Raw genomic sequence first — 18139 nt, 5'->3', positions numbered from 1 at the left:
CCTGCTGGGAGACCGGGCCTCGGGCACACTCAAGGGTGGCCTGCGGGTGTTTCAGACGGCGCGGACGTTCTGCGCCTGCAGGCCCTTGGGGCCACGCGTGACCTCGAACTCCACCTGCTGCCCCTCCTGGAGGGTGCGGAAGCCATCCATGTTGATGGCGGTGTGGTGGCAGAACACGTCCTCACCGTTGTCCTGCGCGATGAAGCCGAACCCCTTGGCGTCGTTGAACCACTTCACGGTACCGATTGCCATGTGACCTTCTTCCTTCTGCTTCGAGGCCGCCGCCAAGGGCTGCCTGATCGACGTGTGCGGAGCGGACACCGCCCCGGCCCCCTAACGACAAACTTCCTGGCGCCGCCTGTCCACCGGGCAGCCGCCTTCCGGGCAATCAGCCGTCCGCCACCGGACACTCCACTTCCACCGACCCCTCCCGCCAGGGCGACAAGCCGTCTTCTTCCCCTCACTCCCCCCACCCCTCTCCCGGGGCCGTCTTCACACTTCTTCACCGCGCGCGGGCGTGGCCTTCATACCCGCCCTTTACCTTCCCGCTCGTCACCACCAGCGCCGCCCCCAGGGGACGGCCTCATTGGGAGCGTGGAACCATGTTCGGGCTTCTCTTCGGAACCGCCTGTCTCGCCGGGCTCATCTACACGGTCCGTGGCGGGCGCCACGGGTATCGCCGCGGAGGCCGCTGGAGTTCGCGCGGACGCCTCCGCTGGCTCTTCGAGCGGCTGGACACATCACCTGGCCAGGAGAAGGTCCTCCTCAAGGCCGCCGACGATGTCATGGAGGCCTTCGCCAAGGCCCGTGATGAGGTAGGCCCCAGCCGCACCGCCCTGGGCGCCGCGCTGCGCGGTGAGCACTTCGACGGCGCCGCGCTGCGCGAGCTCTTCGCCCGCCACGATGTCGCCATCGACAATGTGCGCCGCACGGTGCAGGGGTCGCTCGCCCAGGTCCACGAGGCGCTGGACCCGCGGCAGCGCCGTGAGCTCGCGGACCTCCTCGAGCACGGCTTCGGCTCCGCCTACGGCTGGCACGGAGGCCATGGCGGCTGGCACCGTCGCTGTGGCGGCCCCGGCGGCTGGCGAGGCGGCGCATTCGGCCACGGCGGCCATCGCCACGGGGGCGGCCACGGCCCTTGGGGACGCGATGACGCGCGTGGGGTGTGAGCCCCGAACCAACGCCCCCTCTCGTCGTCCTTGAAGGAGAGTCTCCATGCGCCGCCGTCTGCTCATCGTCCTGCTCGCCCTGGGCACCGTTGGAGGCTATGCCTCCGGGTTCGCCAGCGTGGCCCGCCACCGCCATCACCTGCGCCACTGTCACCACGGCGCCTGGGAACACGGATGGAGCCCCCACGGCAGGTGGGAGCCTTCCAGCCAGCGAGGGGTGACTCCCCCGCCAGCGACGCGCGTGTCCATCCACACGGCCTCCCCCTGAAGTAGAAGGCGGTTCATGTCCACGCGCGTCCTGCTCATCGACGACGACACCCGGATGTACGAGCTGCTCGAGCAGTACCTCGGGCAGAATGGCCTCAGCGTCACCCACGCGGCGGATGGCGGACGGGGGCTGGCGGCGCTGGAGGCCGGCGCCTTCGACGCGGTGCTGCTCGACGTGATGATGCCCGGCATGGATGGCCTGGAGGTCTGCAAGCGCATCCGCGCCAAGAGCCGCATCCCCGTCATCATGCTCACCGCGAAGGGCGACGAGACGGACCGCGTGGTGGGTCTGGAGCTGGGCGCTGACGACTACCTCCCCAAGCCCTTCAGTCCCCGTGAGCTGCTGGCGCGACTGCGGGCCGTGCTCCGCCGCTCGCAGCCCTCGGCGGTGGCGGACCGGCTGGAGTCGGGCGGCGTGTCCATCGACGTGGCCGGGCGCGAGGTGCGCGTGGAGGAGCGCGCCGTGGAGTTGACGGGCCTGGAGTTCGATTTGCTCGTCGCGCTGGTGCGCAGGGCCGGACGCGTCGTTCCGCGCGACGCCCTGCTGGGCGAGGCGGGCCGCAGTGACACGGTGGTGGGCGAGCGCACCGTCGACGTGCACATCTCCCACCTGCGACAGAAGCTCGGTGACGTGGGCACCCGCCTCATCAAGACGGTGCGCGGCGTGGGCTACGTGTTCGCCAAGGAGGGCCCGTGAAACGCGCCAGGCCCCGGGCGCACAAGCGCGGCTGGGACGCGTGGGGCGAGCCGCACGAATGCGGCCCCTGGGGACACCGGCATCCGCCGCACGGCTACTGGCATATGGGCCGCCTGGGCGGCTTCGTGCGCGCCCGGCTGCACCGGCGCCTGTTCATGTGGTTCGGCCTGTCCATCCTCGCCACCGGCGCCCTGGTGGCCACGGTGATGAGCCTGGTGGGCGGAGGCACCTGGAAACAGGAAGGCGACCGCGTGCGCGCCTTCGTGGGCCACCGCTTCGAGGAGGTCTGGGACGAGCCCGCACGGCGGGACGCGCTGGTGGCGTCCATCGAGAAGGACTTGCAGGTGGGCGTGGAGCTGCGGGACGCGTCCGGCGCGATGCTGGCGCAATCCCAGGTGCCGTGCCGGCGGCCCGAGCTCAACCTGCCCGTGGTTCGTGATGGCATCACCCTGGGCTCGGTGCGCGCCTGCTACGCCAGCTTCCGTCCGAAGAACCCGCTGCGGATGGTGCTGCCGCTGGCGCTGTCGTGCATGGTGCTGTGGCTGGCCTCGGGGAAGCTCGCGCGGCGGCTCGCACGGCCCATGGATGAGCTGGTGCGGGCCACGCGAGAGCTGGGCTCGGGCCGGCTGGACTCGCGCGCGGACGTCGCGCCGCATGTCACGGGAGAGTTCGCCGTGCTGGCGGATGCCTTCAACGACATGGCGGGGCGCATCGAGAAGCAGGTGGCGGACCAGCGCGAGCTGCTCGCCGCCGTGTCCCACGAGCTGCGCACCCCGCTGGCCCGGCTGCGCGTGCTGACGGAGCTGCTCCGCGACGGAGGCGGCAACCCGAAGACGTTGGACCAGGTGGACCGCGAGGTGGTGGAGTTGGATGCCCTGGTGGGGGAGCTGCTGGCCAGCTCCCGGCTGGACTTCGGCCAGCTCACCCCGCGAGTCCTCGATGGCCAGACGCTGGCCACGCAGGCCCTGGAGCGCGCGGGGCTGGCGAGCTCCCTGTTGGGCATGGAGGTGGAGCGCGCCGGGCTCGTGGGAGACGCGACGCTGCTGGGCCGCGCCCTGGCCAACCTCCTGGAGAATGCGCGCAAGCACGGCGCCGGCGCCGAGGCACTGCGCATCCAGGAGCGAGGCGAACACCTGGCCTTCTGCGTGGAAGACCGGGGCCCCGGGCTGCAGCCCGGCGAGGACGAGCGCATCTTCCGGCCCTTCTACCGGAGAGACTCAGGCACCGAAGCGCGCGAGGCGGGCTCCCTGGGCCTGGGGCTGGCGCTGGTCCAGCGCATCGCGCACGTCCACGGCGGAGAAGTCTTCGCGGAGAACCGCCCCGGCGGCGGCGCTCGGGTGGGCTTCACCGTGCGGAAGAACGGCCCTCCGGCATCAGAGGGCCGCCCCGCCGCGTAACGCGTTCGTCACTTCTGCGCGGACGCGTCCTCCGCGGAGAAGGTGAACGCGGCCTCGGCCGGCGCATCGTCTTTCACCGTGACTTCGGCCGTCTTCGTGCCGAGCGTCTCGTGCCAGGCCTCCACCGTGTACGTGCCCGCGGGCAGTCCTTCGAGTACGAAGGCACCGTCCGCGCCCGTCGTCGCGAAGTACGGGTTCTCGTTGCTGACGACGAAGGCGGACATCCACGGGTGCACGTCACACTTCAGCTTCAGCACGTCCGCGTCCGCGGGCAGCGGCCGCTCCACCGGGGCGCCGGACGGAGGCTGCGCGACGTTGAACACGGGCTTCGTGCCCGCGATGCCGCGCACGTTGTGCAGCGTTCCGTCGCTGTTCTTGAACGCCACCTGCTGCCCCGCCATCGCCCCCTGCACGCGCGGGACGTAGGTGCACTTCGACTGGTCCACCACCACCGGCGTGGCAGGCGCGGGAGGCGCGCCGGGCACCTTGCCCTTCACGCGCACCAGCACGTTCTGGAGGTTGCCGTCCTTCACCAAGACGGACGCATCCTTCGTCGCCATGCCCTCGCACGCCGGGTCATTGCTCGCGGGGATGTCCGCGGCCTCGGGCGGCGTGCCAGTGAACTTCACCGTGCCCTTCACCACGCCCTTGCCCGCTGGAGCCACGGGCGCGGCGGCGGCACCTTCCGGCGCCTGGATGGGCGAGGCCGCGTGGGGCTCCTTCTTCGCGGCGGCGGGAGGCGCGGAGGCCGGCTCCTCCTTCTTACAGGCGGAAAGGGTCAGCAGCCCCGCGGTCCCCAGCAGCGTCAGGCCGAGCGTGCGCAGCGTCATCGTGCAATCTCCTCGGGAAGTCAGGTGATGCGTCTGCCCACCTCGTAGCGAAAGGGGCAGCGCATGTCCAACCCACCAGGACACCGCGAACGGCTGCTGTCTACTCCCGGCGGCTGACGCTGAAGGCCGCCAGCCCGATGAACACCGCGGCGAACGCCACCAGCACCGGCACTTCCAACCCCGCCGAGGACGACGACGCGCCCAGCGCCACCGACGCCTCCGCGCCGTGCAGCGCCCGCCGCACGCCCTCCACGGAGTAGCGCATCGGGTTGAGCCGCATCACCCAGGCCAGCCAGGTGTCCGCGCCCTTGAGCGGGAACACGGCGCCGGACAGCACCCACATGGGCAGCATGACGATGCTCATCACCGCGTGGTAGCCCGCACTGGAGCGCACCCACCACGCCAGCGACATCCCCATGCCCGTCAGCGCCAGCGCCGACAGCACCATGACGGACAGCAGCAGCGGCACGTTCAGCGTGGCCGCGCTCACACCCGCCAGCGGCGCCAGCAACAGGAACAGCGACGCCTGCAGCAGCGCGATGGCGGACGAGCCCAGCGCCTTGCCCAGCACCACCGCCAGCCGCGAGCCCGGCCCGGCGAGCACCGCCTGGAGGAAGCCCTCCTTGCGATCCTCGATGACGGTAATCGTCGCGAAGATGGCGCTGAACAGCAGCACCATGGTGACGACGCCCGGGAAGAAGAACTGCTGGTAGCCCAGGCCCTGCGCGCCCTCCACGCGGAAGGAGCCCGCGAAGCCGGAGCCGATGACGAACCAGAAGAGGACGGGCTGCGCGAGTGCCCCCACCACCCGGGACGGCTGGCGGAAGAAGCGGACGATGTCGCGCATCATCAGCACCCGCACCGTCGCCCACTGGAGCGCGAGCGTTCCAGGCGGCGACGACACGGCCGGAGCCCCGGCGTTCATCGGTTCGGGGGCGGCGGACAGCTCGGCGCTCATCGACGTCTCCTCGGCGCGGGTTCAGCGGTGGGCACGTCCGCGCCCAGCGCGCGCCCCGTCAATTGGAGGAACACGTCCGCCAGCGTGGGCCGGCGCAGCGCAACGGAGGTCAGCCGCCCGGCGGGGAAGGCCTCCACCAGTCGGGGCACCAGCGCGTGGCCCTGCGGGGCCTCCACCTGCACCCGCCCCTCCACCACCTTCGCGTCCAGCATCAGCCGCTCGCGCAGCTCGGCCGCCAGCGCCTCCGGCTCGGGCGCCTCCACGGAGAGGATGTCCCCGCCCATGCGCGAGGCCAGCGCCTGCGGCGTGTCACACGCCACCAGCTTGCCCGCGTCCAACACCGCCAGCCGGTCGCAGACGTCGGCCTCGTCCGCGCGGTGCGTGGTGAGCAGCACCGTGAGGCCCTCGCTGTCGCGCAGGCGCTTCAGGTGCGCCCAGAAGGTACGGAAGGCCGCCTCGTCCAGGCCCTGTGTGGGCTCATCCATGAGCAGGACGCGCGGCTGGTGCACCAGGGCCCGCGCCAGCTCCAGGCGCCGGCGCATGCCACCGGACCACGTGGACACCCGTTCGTCGCCACGGTCGGCCAGGCCGATGAGCGATAGCATCGCCTCCACCCGTTCGCGGGCCCGCTCTCCGCCCAGGCCATACAGCCGGGCGCCGAGCATCAGGTTCTCCCGCGCGGTCAGCAGGTCATCCAGGCTGCTGCGCTGGAAGATGATGCCCATCTGCCGGCGCAGCGACGGGTCGCTCAGCGACAGCTCCCGGCCCTCGAAGCGAACGAGGCCCGCATCCGGGGACAGCAGCCCGGCCAGCACCTGGAACGTGGTGGACTTGCCCGCACCGTTGGGGCCCAGCAGGCCCAGAATCTCCCCCGGCCGCACCGACAGGGACAGGCCGTCCACGGCCGTGCGCCCCTTGAAGCGACGCGTGAGCCCCTCCAACTGGAGCAGCGGTTGAGAGGTGGCAGTGGAAACCAGGACTTCGGGCATGAGCGGGCGTCCCCCGTTCGCCCCGGACGCTATTCGCGAGGAACTCGGTCCAGCGCCAGCGCGGCGAACAGGCCGGTGAGGTAGATGAGTGAGAAGAAGAACGTCTGGCGGGCCCAGGTGTTTCCCAGCCGCCGGAAGAAGCCCCACGCCCCCAGCCCGAGGAAGCTCAGCCCCAGGAGCACCGCCGCGGCCAGGTACCACGCGCCGGCGATGTGGAGCTGGAAGGGCAGGAGCGTCATCGGAATCAGCGCCACCAGATAGAGCACCACCTGTGCGCGGCTGGACTCGTCACCCCGCTCCAGCGGCACCGACGTGAGGCCCGCCGCCCGGTACTCCTCCTTGCGGAAGAGCGCGATGGCGATGAAGTGCGGCATCTGCCAGAGGAACATGATGGCGAAGAGCGAGAAGCCCCCCACGTCCATCTGGTTGGTCACCGCCGTCCAGCCCATGAGCGGAGGCAGCGCGCCGGGCACCCCGCCCACCAGCATGGCCGCGGACGTGCGCGCCTTCAGCGGCGTGTAGGCCAGCACGTAGCTCAGCAGCGCCACCAGGCCCAGCGCGGCGGTGAGCACGTTGGCGCCCAGGGCCAGCGCCGGGAGCGACACGGCCGCCAGGGAGATGCCGAACCACAGCGCCACCGCCGGCTCCATGCGCCCGGAGGGCAGCGGCCGGTTGCGGGTGCGGTCCATGAACTGGTCGCTGTGCCGCTCCCAGTAGCAGTTGAGGGCATTGGCCGCGCCCACGGTTCCCGCCGTGGCCAGCAGCGTCACCAGCGCGTTGACGGCGCCCATGTGGCCGGGCGCCAGCCACATGCCCCCCGCCGCGGTGACGAGCACCAGGGAGGAGAGGCGCGGCTTGGTGAGGGAGATCAGGTCGGACGCGACTGTCGGCAAGGACTCGGCACGCGCGTTCACACAGACTCCAGAGGTAGGCACGACAGACACGCTGCCGGCGCGGTAACGGCCTTCCCCATACAGGCACCACCCGGGGGTGGGCAAGGACACGGCGCCCCCGGGAGACTCCAGCGGACGAACGCCCGGCTGGCCCCCGGGAGACACCCGGGCGACACCGGACTCCCGCCACCCACCCAGGTGCGTCGGGGAAGACAAACGCCCCGGGCATAGCGTCAGGGCGCGGGGTCAGCAACCACGACAACGGGGCTGACCGCGCGTTCAACTGCCCGCGCGCATCAGCCCCGCTTGTCCGGCGCCTGGAAGGCCGCCGTGGTGTTTCAGCCGCCCGCCAGCGAACGGGCCGCGGATGCGTGCTCGCCGCTCGGGTCGCGCTTCAGGTACTCCTGGGCCAGCATCTTCGCCTTCGCACCCTGCTTCGAGTCCTTCGAGAGCAGCGTGGCGTAGAAGTAGTAGGCCGGCGAGTACGCCTCGTCCGCGTTGAGGGCGCGCTGGTAGGTCTCATCCGCCTTCGCCGTGTCGCCCTTGCTCTGGTACACGCGTCCCAGCTCGGTGAGCGCAATGGCCGCGCGGTCCGACTGCCCCAGGAACTCCTGGCTCGCCTTCTCCAACTGCTCCTGAGCCAGGTCCCACTTGGACCGCTCGCGGTAGATGGCGCCCATGGCCAGCCGGGCCTCCGGGTTCTTGGCCTTCGGGTCCTTCACCGCGCGCTGGTACTGGGCCAGGGCCTCATCCAGCTTGCCCTGACGGCGGTACGCGTTGCCCAGCATCACCACCAGCTTCGGGCTGTCGCCCATCGTCTTCAGGGCCGTCTGCAGCGCCTCGGCGGCATCCTTCTCGCCGCCCTGCTTGCCCATGAGCGACTTGGCCAGCTCGACGTAGAACTGGGCGCGCGAGGCGTCCATGCGGATGGCCTTGCGAATCTCCTCCGCCGCCGCGTCGTAGTTGCCCTCCGCCAGCAGGCGGCGGCCCTTGATGAGGTGCAGCTCCGGGTTCTGCTTGTCGAGCGAGAAGCCGGTCTCCTCGCTCTTGAGCATCTCCGAGCGGGCCTTGTCCTTGTCCTGCGGGACGGCGGTCGCCTCGGCCAGCTTCTGCTGCATGTCCGGCTTCAGGTCCACCATGGCCGTCGACACGCGGCTGATGAGCAGCGAGCGCGCCAGGTGCGCCGCGGCCAGCTGCCGCGGAGACGGCGGCGGGTCGGACTCCAGCAGCTTCTTGAGCATGGTGTGGGCCAGCTCGAAGTTGGGCGAGTCCTGCTCCAACATCAGCAGGGAGCGTCCCAGCAGCGACTCCGGGTGGTCCTTCGCGTACCGGAGGGCGGAGTCGTAGTTCCGCCAGGCGGCGGCGTCCTGCCCCAGGCGGCGGTACACCGCGCCCAGGCTCGCGTAGGTGCGAGGGTCATCCGGAGACAGCACCTGCGCGCGGTCCAGGCTGTCGCGGCCGCGCTCCAAATCGCCCGCGTTCATCTGGATGAGGCCCAGCGTGAGGTACAGGAGCGAGCTGGAGCGGCCCTGCGCGTCCAGCTCCTTCACCTTCTCTTCCAGCTGCCCCAGCGCGTCCTTGCCCTTGCCGCCGTAGGTCTGGATGAGCGCTTCGGACGCGATGAGGTGCGAGCTGAGGTCGCCGCCCTTCTTGCCCACGGCCAGATGTTCCTCGGCCTGGCGGCGCGCATCGTCACCACCGCCGTGCTCACCCCAACGGATGGCCCAGGCGTAGGCGAGGTAGCCGTGCGCCAAGGAGGAGTCGGAGTCCACCTCCAGCGCCTGGTCCGCCGCCTCGACGGCCTTCTTGTAGCTGTCGAAGGAGTCGCGCTTGAGCAGCTCGCTGGCCGCGTCCAGGCTCTTCTTCAGCTCGCGAGACTTCGTGCGGGCGTTGGCCGAGTACCAGCCATAGCCGATGGCGAACAGCGGGATGGCCACCAGCAGGCCCAACGTCACCATCTTGCTGCCCTTGCTGCCCGAGGAAGGGGGCCGGCGGGACACCGGCTCGTCGTCCTCGTCCTCATCCACCTCTTCCACGACGACCTGGGGCCGGCGCGGCTGAGGGGCAGGACGTGGCGCGGGAGCCTCCGCGCGCGCGGTGGGCGCGGGCTTCGCGGCCTGGGTGGCAGCGGGCTTCGCCGCGGGCGCTTCCGTCCCCGCCGTCGCCGCGACGCTGGAGAGCGCGGCGGCGGACTGCTGGGTGGCGGACGGACCCGGCGTCGCGGGCGCAGCCGGAGCAGCGGGCGCGGCGACCGGAGCCGGCGCGGCGGGCCGCGGCGGTTCAATCTTGTGCTGCTGGAGCAGCGTGACGGTGTCCGGGTCGCCCGGGTCCGCGGTGTAGGCCTTGAGGAGGTTCGCCTTGCCGGGCTCCGCTTCGCCGGTCTTCAGCTGAAGCGCGCCGGCCATGCGCAGCGCGGCCTTGTCCTCAGGCTGCACCTGAAGGGCGCCGAGCGCCTCTTCCAGCGCCTTCTTGTCCTTGCCTTGCTCCGCATAGACGCGGGCAAGCAGGAGGCGGGGGTCCGCCGCATTCGGGTGGGCCTTCACCCCCTTCTTGCAGACGACCATCGCCTCCATGAAGCGGCCCATGCTCAGGTACGCTTCTGCGAGAGGCTTGTAGGCCGCCGACGAAGGGTCGGAAGCAAAGGCGTGTTCAAGCTTCGCGAGCTCGGCCGGGCTCAACGTCTTCGAAGAGGAGATAGACATTAACGGGGGGCAGCTAAACGGGCGGGAAGGATACGCCTGACAAGAAGGGTTTTTATGGCACCCGGTACGCAGCACGTCAATCGCCGGAATCCATGTTGGCAGCTTGCGCTTGACACGGTGAAGGGCCTCCGGTACTAGCCCATCCCACTTCGGCGGCCCCAAACCGCGGAGGCGCAGCAAGCAGTCCAGTTGTGGGGGTGTAGCTCAGTTGGGAGAGCGTCGCGTTCGCAATGCGAAGGTCGTCGGTTCGATCCCGTCCACCTCCACCATGCAACAAACGAAGGGCCTCACGGGAAACCGTGAGGCCCTTTGCATTTGGGGCATCTCGGTGAACTGCCGAATTGCAAAGCATCCGGGCTTTGTTATCCGGTGCCGATGACCGACCAGCCCGCCTCTCTGTCGTTCTTCGCCCGCTTCTGGCTCGCCTGGCTGTGCTTCTGGCGCTGCCTCGTGTCCCGCGAGTTCGCGCAGGCCGTGCTGCCCACGAGCAAGGCCTATGACGCCGGCCAGCTCGCCCAGCTTCCTTCGGGCGGCCCCGCCCCCACCCCGCTTCCCAAGCAGGAAGAGGTCCGGCCCGCGCCCCGAGCGCCCGAGCCGCCCCCTGCTCTGCCCCCCGAGCGCGAGCACGCCAGCGCCCTGTCCTTGCTGGGGATGCTCCAGCGAGAGGGCCGCTTCGTGGACTTCCTCCAGGAGAACGTCTCCGCCTTCTCCGACGCGGAAGTGGGCGCGGCGGCGCGCATCGTCCATGAGGGCTGCCGCAAGGTGGCCCAGACCTACCTGACGCTGGAGCGGGTGCTGCCCCAGTCGGAAGGGGACTCGGTGCCGGTGCCCGTCGGGTTCGACGCCCAGCGCATCCGCCTCACCGGCAACGTGGCGGGCCAGCCGCCCTACAACGGAATCCTGCGTCACCACGGCTGGATGACGACGGCGGTGAAGCTGCCCACCGTCAGCCCGGCCATCGACCCGCGCGTGCTTGCTCCCGCGGAGGTCGAGCTTTCCTGAGCCGGCCACCACGGCCTCACAGCGCGAACAAACCCGCGTCTTCCAGGAGTTCTCGTCCGATATGGCCCGCTATTCCATTGGCATCGACCTGGGCACTACGCACTCCGCGGCGTCCTACTTCAATCTGGAGGAGGGCAAGCCCCGCGGCGGCGCGCAGTCCATGCTGCCCGTCCCCCAGCTGACCGCGCCCGGCACCGTCGAGGCCCGCCCGCTGCTCCCCTCCTTCCTCTATCTCCCCTCCGCGCAGGAGTTCCCCGCCGGCAGCCTGGCCCTGCCGTGGAAGCCGGAGGCCAGCACCCTGATGGGTGAGTTCGCCCGCACGCACGGCGCCAAGGTGCCCAGCCGGCTGGTGTCCTCCGCCAAGAGCTGGCTGTCCCACCCCGGCGTGGACCGGCGCGCGGCGCTGCTGCCGTGGCAGGCCCCCGAGGAGGTGGAACGGGTGTCGCCGCTGGACGCCTCCGCGCGCTACCTCCGCCACCTCAAGGACGCGTGGGACCACACCTTCGCCCGCGAGCGCGAGGAGTCCGACAACGCCCTGGCCGAACAGGACGTCATCATCACGGTCCCCGCCTCCTTCGACGCGGCAGCGCGCGACCTGACGCTGGAGGCCGCCAAGGCCGCGGGCATCCCCAACATCACCCTCCTGGAGGAGCCCCAGGCCGCGCTCTACGCGTGGCTGGAGGCCATGGGGGAGAACTTCCGCAAGCACGTGCAGCCGGGCGAGGTCATCCTCGTGGTGGACGTGGGCGGCGGCACCTCCGACTTCTCCGTCATCACCGTGCGCGACAACGCCGGTGACCTGGAGCTGCTCCGCGTGGCCGTGGGCGACCACATCCTGCTGGGCGGCGACAACATGGACCTGGCGCTGGCGCACACGCTGAACCAGCGGATGACGGCCGAGGGCAAGAAGCTGGACGCCTGGCAGTTCAACGCCCTCACCCATGGCTGCCGCCAGGCAAAGGAGGCGCTCTACGCCGACCCGTCCCTGGAGCGCGCGCCCATCGCCATCCCCGGCCGGGGCTCGTCGCTCATCGGCGGCACGCTGCGCACGGAGCTGACGCGCGAGGAGCTGGACCGCGTCCTCACCGACGGCTTCTTCCCCGTGACGCCCGTCACCGAGCTGCCGCGCACCGCGCGCCGCACCGGCCTGGCGCAGATGGCGCTGCCCTACGCCCAGGACGCCGGGGTGTCCCGTCACCTGGCCGCCTTCCTCACCCGGCAGGCGCAGGCGCTCGCGTCCAGCCCGGACGCGCCGGTGGACGTCAGCGGCAAGGCCTTCCTCCACCCCACGGCGGTGCTCTTCAACGGCGGCGTCTTCAAGGCCGGCCCGCTGAAGGCGCGCGTCATGGAGGTGATCAACGGCTGGCTCACGGCGGATGGCGGAGAACCCGCCAAGGCGCTGGAGGGCGCGGACCTGGACCTCGCGGTGGCGCGCGGCGCCGCCTATTATGGTTGGGTGCGCCAGGGCCACGGCCTGCGCATCCGCGGCGGCACGGCCCGCGCCTACTACGTGGGCGTGGAGACGGCGATGCCCGCGGTGCCCGGCATGGAGCCGCCCGTGAAGGCGCTCTGCGTGGCCCCCTTCGGCATGGAGGAAGGCACGCAGGCGGACGTCCCGCCCCAGGAGTTCGGGCTCGTCACCGGTGAGCCCACCCGCTTCCGCTTCTTCTCCTCTTCCCTGCGGCGCGACGACAAGGTGGGCGTCATGCTGGAGGACGTCGACACCGAGCTGGCCAGCGGCGGGCTGGAGGAGCTGGCCCCCATCGAGACGACCATGCCCGGTCAGCCCTCCGTCTTCAGCGACCTGACGCCCGTCAACCTCCAGGCGGCGGTGACGGAGGTGGGGACGCTGGAGCTCCGGTGCCTGGAGAAGGATGGCCCCGGGCGCTGGAAGCTGGAACTCAACGTCCGCATGAAGGAGTAGAAAGCCATCCGTCAATCGGAGGCGTATGCGAATCGTTGGCATCGACCTGGGCACCACCCATTGCGCCGTGGCATCCGTGGACCCCTCGCGGGGCGCGGGTGCCCCCGTGGAGGACTTCGCCCTTCCGCAGCTCGTCCGTCAGGGCGAGGTGGCCCCGCGGGCCCTGTTGCCCTCCACCGTGTACGTGCCCGCCGGCCACGAGCTGGCGGAGGGCTCGCTCACGCTGCCCTGGGGGGATGACGGCGGCCCGTGGGTGGTGGGTGAGCTGGCGCGATGGCAGGGCTCGCGCGTGCCGGGGCGGCTGGTGGCCAGCGCCAAGAGCTGGCTGTGCCACCCGGGCGTGGACCGCTCCGCGCCCATCCTCCCCTGGGGTGCGCCCGCGGACGTCCAGAAGCTGTCCCCGGTGGACGCCAGCGCCCTGCTGCTGACGCACATGGCCCGCGCGTGGGATTTCGCGCACCCGGACGCGCCCCTGTCGAAGCAGGAGGTGGTGATTACCGTCCCCGCCTCCTTCGACGAAGCGGCCCGCGCCCTCACGGTGAGCGCGGCGCGCAAGGCCGGCCTGGAGAAGTTCACCCTGCTGGAGGAGCCCCAGGCGGCCTTCTACGACTACACCGCGCGCCACCGGGCGGACCTGGAGCAGACGCTCTCCAACGTCCGGCTGGTGCTGGTGGTGGACGTGGGCGGCGGCACCACGGACTTCACGCTGGTGCATGCGGGCCTGTCGCCCGAAGGCCCCATGCTGCGGCGACTGGCCGTGGGTGACCACCTGATGCTGGGCGGCGACAACATGGACGCCGCGCTGGCGCGCCGGGTGGAGGAGAAGCTCTTCACGGACGGCCGCCGCCTGTCCGCCACGCAGTGGACGCAGGCCATCCAGTCCGCGCGCACCGCGAAGGAGGCGCTGCTCGGCCTCGCCCCGCCGGAGAAGCACGGCGTGTCGCTGGTGAGTGGGGGCAGCAAGCTGCTGGGCGGCACGTTGTCCACGGAGCTGACGCGCGACGAGGCGCAGGCGCTGGTGCTGGACGGCTTCTTCCCCCTCACCACACCCGCTGACAGGCCACGCCGCGCCGCGCGAATGGCGCTTCAGGAGCTGGGCCTGCCCTACGTGCAGGACGCGGCGGTGACGCGGCACATGGCGGCCTTCCTCGCGCAGCACGCGGCGGCGGGCTTCGCCGCGCTGGGCGAGACGGCGCCGGCGGAGGGCGCCCTGCCCCGGCCGGACGCCATCCTGCTCAACGGCGGCGTGTTCAACTCGCCCCAGATTTCCGAGCGGCTGGTGGAGGCCCTCTCCGCCTGGTGGCCGAACGCGCCGCGCATTCCCCTGCTGCGGCACGAGTCCCTGGAGCTCGCGGTGGCCCGGGGCGCCGCGTACTACGGCCTGGTGCGGCGCGGCCACGGCCTGCGCATTGGTGGCGGCGCGGCGCGTGCCTACTACGTGGGCCTGCAACGCGCGGCGGACAGCGCCGAGCAACCCGCGCTGTGCCTCATCCCCCGCGGCTTCGAGGAAGGCCAGAAGGTGGACCTGGGCGAGCGCCCCTTCTCACTCACCCTGGGCCGGCCGGTGCAGTTCCAGCTCTACTCCACCACCAGCGACCGCATCGACAAGCCCGGCGACCTGGTGCCGCTGGCGGAGGACCTCAAGCCGCTGCCACCCATCCACACGCTGCTCAAGGGCGCCTCCAACAAGGTGGCCGAGGTGCCCGTGCACCTCCAGGCGGCGCTGACGGAGATTGGCACGCTGGAGCTGTACTGCGTGTCCAACGTCGCGGACGAGCGGTGGCGCCTGGAGTTCGAGCTGCGCGGCACCGGCGGCTCGCACGAGCTGACCGTCACCGAGTCCATGCCCGCGCGCTTCGTCGAGGCGAAGGACAACATCGAGCGCGTCTACGGCAACAAGCCGCTGCCCATTGGCCCCAAGGACGTGAAGCAGCTCGGGCGCACGCTGGAGAAGGCCCTGGGCTCGCGTGAGACGTGGCGCGTGCCGGTGCTGCGGGAGATGTGGAGCACCCTCTTCGCGGGCGCGAGCAAGCGCCGGCGCTCGGAGGACCACGAGCGTGTCTTCTACAGCCTCACCGGCTTCAGCCTGCGGCCGGGCTTCGGCTACCCGCTGGACGGCTGGCGCGCGGAGCAGACCTTCGGCCTGTTCGACGCGCTGGTGCAGCACCACACGGACAAGGCGGTGTGGACGGAGTTCTGGGTGATGTGGCGCCGCATCGCGGGTGGACTGGACGAGGCGCGGCAGCAGAAGCTGTACGCGTACCTCCAGCCCCACCTGGCGCGGAAGGTGCCACCGGATGCGCCCCCGCCAGGGAAGCTCAAGGGCATCCAGCCCGAGGGCCTGGAGGAGATGGTCCGCACTGCCGCCTCGCTGGAGCACCTGCAACCGGGTGACAAGGCGGAGCTGGGCCGGTGGATTGCCGCGCGGCTGAAGGCCGAGGCGAAGTCCGGCGGCCCGTGGGCCTGGTCCCTGGGACGGCTGGGCGCGCGCGTGCCCCTGTACGGCAGCAGCCACAAGGTGGTGGACGTGGACACGGCCGAGGCCTGGCTCACGCTGCTGCTGGAGCTGGACCTGCGGAAGATTGACGGCGCGTCCTTCGCGGCGGCGCAGCTCGCGCGGCTCACGGGTGATCGCACGCGCGATCTGGACCCGGACCTGCGCGAGCGCACGGCCCAGGCCCTGCTGGCGGCGAAGGCCTCCGAGACCTGGGTGCGAATGGTGCGCGAAGTCGTGGCGCTGGAAGCCGCGGACGAGGCTCGCGCGCTCGGGGATACGCTCCCCGCCGGTCTGCGGCTGTCGTAGGACTGGAAGGAATGCTCCCGCGGGAGTTGGACCTGGAAGGTCCAGCCCCCGGGAGCTGGGACAGTGACGGTGGCTCAGCCCTGCGCGGCGGCGACAGGCTCGGCGGGGGATTCACCCGCTTCGGGGCTCGCCGCGGCCGGCACGACCTGGAGCACCGGGGCCGCCTCTTCCACCGGCGCGGCGGCGGCGTCCTTGCCCGCCTTGGGCTTCTTGCTGCCGGCGCCCGAGCGACACGTGCGGCACCAGGGCTGATTCCGGATGGCGCCATCCGCCATCTTCCGCAGGCCGAACTGCGCCAGCGGCTTCAGTGTCTTGCACTTGATGCACATCAGCGAGATGAGCACCTCTTGGCCATCCGCGTCGTAGACGGCGGACTTGCGACGCTTGCGCGGCTGGCCCTGCCCCGGTTCACGCTGCTTCGCCTTCTCAGGCGCAGGCGGCGCCATCATCGGGGTCACTTTGTAGAGCATGTCGGTTCCTCCAGCTCACGGGAGTCCACCCACGCAGGCCCTGGGCCACCTCGGAGTGGACACTCGCAGGGACTAGAGTAGGACCTCCGCTTCCCGTTGGAAACTGATCCCAGGCCGAAAAATCGGCCCCCGGCGCGATTTCTGTGTCCTTCCCCTGGGGTGAGTCCTTTCGTTCACCCTCAGCGGATCAGCCGTCGTCCGAATTTTCAGCCGGGACGCGCTCAGCGCGCCTCCTGCTGACACTCTGCTACACCCGTGTAGCGGACACGTCCCAGGTCGGGGGCCTCCAGCGTGCCGCCCCGGGCTTTCCCGTAGGCGACGAGCGCTTCGCGCAAGTCGAGCCCGTCGACAGGGGTCATCTCGATGCGCTCCGGTGGCACGGTGCTCAAGAGGGGCTCCAGCCCGTCACCGCCTCGCGCCAGAAAGTCCGGGAGGGCTACCTGGTACATCTTGCGGGAGTCGAGGACGAGCGGCTGACCGCCGGCGAGGGCCACTCCCGAGAACCTCCCAGGCCCCGGGCAGCGCTCCAGCGTCACCTCGAGGCCGGAGACGGCGAAGACGGAGCCCATGTCGTTGCCATAGGCCAGGTGCAGCAACCGCGACAGCTCGGGGCCCGTCAGGGTGGCCACGGCCACCGTGTTGTCGAAGGGCAGCACCTCGAACACCTGACCGAAGGTGAGCGGCCCCGCGGCCAGGTCCGCGCGGACGCCGCCCGGGTTCATCAGCCCCACGTCCGCGTTGGCCGACGCACGCAGCACGTCCGCCACCAGATTGCCCAGCACGCCCTCCTCCGTGTAGCCGCGGGCCAGGGGCGTGGCCGCCACGAGCCCCAACTGGCGATTCTGCGCCTCCCGTGCCAGCTCCAGCGCTGGCGCCAGCAGCGGCGCCACCTGCGCGTCCGGCACCACCGGCTCCGCCATGAACGACGCGGGCTCCAGGCGCACCTGGGGCTCGTTCCGCAGGCGGCGGCCGTCACACGTTCCCTGGGTGGCGTCCACCTTCGCACAGAGGGGAATGGCGGCCTGGATGCGCGTGCGCTCGGGCAGGATGCGGCGACTGTCCGGGTCCACGAACAGCTCCACCACGCCCAGGGAGCGCGCCAGCCCCGTCGTCTCGATGATGGGCACCTGGGCGAAGAAGTGGCCCATCGTCTGGTGGGTGTGTCCCGCGACGATGGCGTCGACCGTGCCTGGCGGCAGGAGCTTCAGCATCGACAGAATCTCCGCGTCGCCCTCGTCGCAGCTCGACGTGTCGCGGGGGTTGCTCAAGTCCGCGCACTTGCCTCCCGCATGCGCCACCACCACCACCACCTCCGCGCCGCGCGCGCGCAGGGAACGGGACGCTTCCAGCGCGGCGGGCGCCAGGGGCAGGAAGCGCAGGGACGACACGTTGGCGGGATTGGTGACCTTAGGGGTGTCCTCCGTGGAGAGCCCGATGATGCCCACCTTCACGCCCTTGACCTTCATCAGGTACGTGCCGTCATTGCCCGTCCAGGCGGGGCGCGCGCCGGTGGAAGCGTCACGGAGGTTCGCCGACAACATGGGGAAGCGCGCCTGGCCGATGCGTGCCTTGAGCGCACCCAGCGCGTCATCCCCGGGCCGCAGCGCCATGGAACCCGGCCCCACGGGGCCATAGTCGAACTCGTGGTTGCCAATGGCGGCCGCGTCCACCCCCAGGTGGTTGTACACGTCGATGACGACGGCCCCTTCCGTGAGGTTGGAAGGCAACGTGCCCTGGAACATGTCGCCCGCGTCCAACAGCACCACGCCGCCCGGGTTGGCCGCGCGCAGCCGCGCCACGTAGGCCGCGAGCGTGGCGGCGCCGCCCTCCTCCACCACCTGGCCGTCCTTCAGTGGCGTGCGATGAGGCTCCACCTGTCCGTGGAAGTCGTTGATGCCCACCAGGGTGATGCGGATGGGCTCCGGCGGCGCGCCGCGGGTCCAGATGCCGGAGCACGCGGTGGTGGCCCCGAACGCCAACGCGAGGGCGATGAGTCGAAAGAAACGCATGAGGGCGCGCACTTCAGCGCGGCGCGCGC

Annotated in this window: 15 protein-coding genes and 1 tRNA gene; 8 read left to right on the top strand and 8 right to left on the bottom strand. The window is 71.1% G+C overall.

Annotated features, from left to right (window positions below; translation table 11 throughout):
• Positions 1 to 51 precede the first annotated feature (51 nt).
• Entirely contained in the window at positions 52 to 252 is a 201-nt protein-coding gene (locus FMP39_RS06790; RefSeq protein ID WP_011555276.1) for a cold-shock protein, read from the bottom strand.
• A gap of 350 nt (positions 253 to 602) precedes the next feature.
• Here FMP39_RS06790 and FMP39_RS06785 point away from each other — a divergent pair, with 350 nt between their 5' ends.
• Genes FMP39_RS06785 through FMP39_RS06770 form a run of 4 tightly spaced genes read left to right on the top strand, consistent with a single transcriptional unit; the run spans position 603 to position 3530 of the window.
• Entirely contained in the window at positions 603 to 1169 is a 567-nt protein-coding gene (locus FMP39_RS06785) for a periplasmic heavy metal sensor (protein ID WP_141589160.1), read from the top strand.
• A 46-nt stretch (positions 1170 to 1215) separates the two neighbouring features.
• Complete coding sequence (locus FMP39_RS06780; RefSeq protein WP_141589159.1) at positions 1216 to 1437, top strand: hypothetical protein; 222 nt, start codon at positions 1216 to 1218, stop codon at positions 1435 to 1437.
• A gap of 15 nt (positions 1438 to 1452) precedes the next feature.
• Positions 1453 to 2133 (top strand): response regulator transcription factor, encoded by a 681-nt coding sequence (locus tag FMP39_RS06775; protein ID WP_141589158.1) that lies wholly within the window; start codon positions 1453 to 1455, stop codon positions 2131 to 2133.
• Positions 2130 to 3530 (top strand): HAMP domain-containing sensor histidine kinase, encoded by a 1401-nt coding sequence (locus tag FMP39_RS06770; RefSeq protein WP_141589157.1) that lies wholly within the window; start codon positions 2130 to 2132, stop codon positions 3528 to 3530. Before FMP39_RS06775 ends, FMP39_RS06770 begins: the two co-directional genes overlap by 4 nt.
• Positions 3531 to 3538: 8 nt before the next feature.
• On the opposite strand, the gene FMP39_RS06765 is transcribed toward FMP39_RS06770, so the two are convergent.
• The 5 genes from FMP39_RS06765 to FMP39_RS06745 form a co-directional block, all read right to left on the bottom strand.
• Positions 3539 to 4360, bottom strand: a complete 822-nt coding sequence (locus FMP39_RS06765; protein WP_194858269.1) for a carboxypeptidase regulatory-like domain-containing protein — start codon at positions 4358 to 4360, stop codon at positions 3539 to 3541.
• Between the two features lie 100 nt (positions 4361 to 4460).
• Positions 4461 to 5318: an ABC transporter permease gene (locus tag FMP39_RS06760; protein ID WP_090489977.1), complete on the bottom strand. Its 858-nt coding sequence runs from the start codon at positions 5316 to 5318 to the stop codon at positions 4461 to 4463.
• Positions 5315 to 6307 (bottom strand): ABC transporter ATP-binding protein, encoded by a 993-nt coding sequence (locus FMP39_RS06755; protein WP_141589155.1) that lies wholly within the window; start codon positions 6305 to 6307, stop codon positions 5315 to 5317. The genes FMP39_RS06760 and FMP39_RS06755 overlap by 4 nt, the downstream gene beginning before the upstream one ends.
• Before the next feature lie 29 nt (positions 6308 to 6336).
• Positions 6337 to 7221: a heme o synthase gene (gene cyoE, locus FMP39_RS06750; protein WP_011555284.1), complete on the bottom strand. Its 885-nt coding sequence runs from the start codon at positions 7219 to 7221 to the stop codon at positions 6337 to 6339.
• Positions 7222 to 7538: 317 nt separating this feature from the next.
• The gene (locus FMP39_RS06745; protein ID WP_194858268.1) at positions 7539 to 9902 is read right to left on the bottom strand and encodes a tetratricopeptide repeat protein; all 2364 of its coding nucleotides are present in this window, start codon (positions 9900 to 9902) and stop codon (positions 7539 to 7541) included.
• Between the two features lie 193 nt (positions 9903 to 10095).
• Between FMP39_RS06745 and FMP39_RS06740 the strand changes: the two genes are divergently transcribed.
• The 4 genes from FMP39_RS06740 (at position 10096) to FMP39_RS06725 (ending at position 15631) form a co-directional block, all read left to right on the top strand.
• A tRNA-Ala gene (locus tag FMP39_RS06740) sits at positions 10096 to 10171 on the top strand.
• A gap of 106 nt (positions 10172 to 10277) precedes the next feature.
• Positions 10278 to 10904 carry a DUF2760 domain-containing protein gene (locus tag FMP39_RS06735; protein WP_141589154.1) on the top strand — a complete coding sequence of 209 codons (627 nt, stop codon included), beginning with the start codon at positions 10278 to 10280 and terminating at the stop codon, positions 10902 to 10904.
• A gap of 61 nt (positions 10905 to 10965) precedes the next feature.
• Positions 10966 to 12828, top strand: coding sequence for an Hsp70 family protein (locus FMP39_RS06730; RefSeq protein WP_141589153.1), 1863 nt, complete (start codon positions 10966 to 10968; stop codon positions 12826 to 12828).
• Positions 12829 to 12853: 25 nt separating this feature from the next.
• Positions 12854 to 15631, top strand: coding sequence for an Hsp70 family protein (locus FMP39_RS06725; RefSeq protein WP_141589152.1), 2778 nt, complete (start codon positions 12854 to 12856; stop codon positions 15629 to 15631).
• Positions 15632 to 15705: 74 nt separating this feature from the next.
• Here FMP39_RS06725 and FMP39_RS06720 read toward each other — a convergent pair whose 3' ends face one another.
• Both FMP39_RS06720 and FMP39_RS06715 read right to left on the bottom strand, forming a co-directional pair.
• Positions 15706 to 16101 (bottom strand): hypothetical protein, encoded by a 396-nt coding sequence (locus FMP39_RS06720; RefSeq protein ID WP_141589151.1) that lies wholly within the window; start codon positions 16099 to 16101, stop codon positions 15706 to 15708.
• A gap of 221 nt (positions 16102 to 16322) precedes the next feature.
• Positions 16323 to 18110, bottom strand: a complete 1788-nt coding sequence (locus tag FMP39_RS06715) for a bifunctional UDP-sugar hydrolase/5'-nucleotidase (RefSeq protein WP_141589150.1) — start codon at positions 18108 to 18110, stop codon at positions 16323 to 16325.
• Positions 18111 to 18139: the final 29 nt, after the last annotated feature.

Source organism: Myxococcus sp. AB056 (assembly GCF_006547365.1).
GTDB lineage: Bacteria > Myxococcota > Myxococcia > Myxococcales > Myxococcaceae > Myxococcus > Myxococcus virescens.
Note: the sequence above shows the minus strand (reverse complement) of the source record. Positions and strands in the feature narration are given on the sequence as shown.

Bases quoted from the DNA above. Each gene is read 5' to 3' on its own strand.
- FMP39_RS06790 (WP_011555276.1), bottom strand. From the start codon at position 252: ATGGCAATCGGTACCGTGAAGTGGTTCAACGACGCCAAGGGGTTCGGC.
- FMP39_RS06730 (WP_141589153.1), top strand. From the start codon at position 10,966: ATGGCCCGCTATTCCATTGGCATCGACCTGGGCACTACGCACTCCGCG.
- FMP39_RS06755 (WP_141589155.1), bottom strand. From the start codon at position 6,307: ATGCCCGAAGTCCTGGTTTCCACTGCCACCTCTCAACCGCTGCTCCAG.
- FMP39_RS06715 (WP_141589150.1), bottom strand. From the start codon at position 18,110: ATGCGTTTCTTTCGACTCATCGCCCTCGCGTTGGCGTTCGGGGCCACC.
- FMP39_RS06735 (WP_141589154.1), top strand. From the start codon at position 10,278: ATGACCGACCAGCCCGCCTCTCTGTCGTTCTTCGCCCGCTTCTGGCTC.
- FMP39_RS06725 (WP_141589152.1), top strand. From the start codon at position 12,854: ATGCGAATCGTTGGCATCGACCTGGGCACCACCCATTGCGCCGTGGCA.
- FMP39_RS06745 (WP_194858268.1), bottom strand. From the start codon at position 9,902: ATGTCTATCTCCTCTTCGAAGACGTTGAGCCCGGCCGAGCTCGCGAAG.
- FMP39_RS06765 (WP_194858269.1), bottom strand. From the start codon at position 4,360: ATGACGCTGCGCACGCTCGGCCTGACGCTGCTGGGGACCGCGGGGCTG.
- FMP39_RS06775 (WP_141589158.1), top strand. From the start codon at position 1,453: ATGTCCACGCGCGTCCTGCTCATCGACGACGACACCCGGATGTACGAG.
- FMP39_RS06720 (WP_141589151.1), bottom strand. From the start codon at position 16,101: ATGCTCTACAAAGTGACCCCGATGATGGCGCCGCCTGCGCCTGAGAAG.
- FMP39_RS06785 (WP_141589160.1), top strand. From the start codon at position 603: ATGTTCGGGCTTCTCTTCGGAACCGCCTGTCTCGCCGGGCTCATCTAC.
- FMP39_RS06780 (WP_141589159.1), top strand. From the start codon at position 1,216: ATGCGCCGCCGTCTGCTCATCGTCCTGCTCGCCCTGGGCACCGTTGGA.
- FMP39_RS06760 (WP_090489977.1), bottom strand. From the start codon at position 5,318: ATGAGCGCCGAGCTGTCCGCCGCCCCCGAACCGATGAACGCCGGGGCT.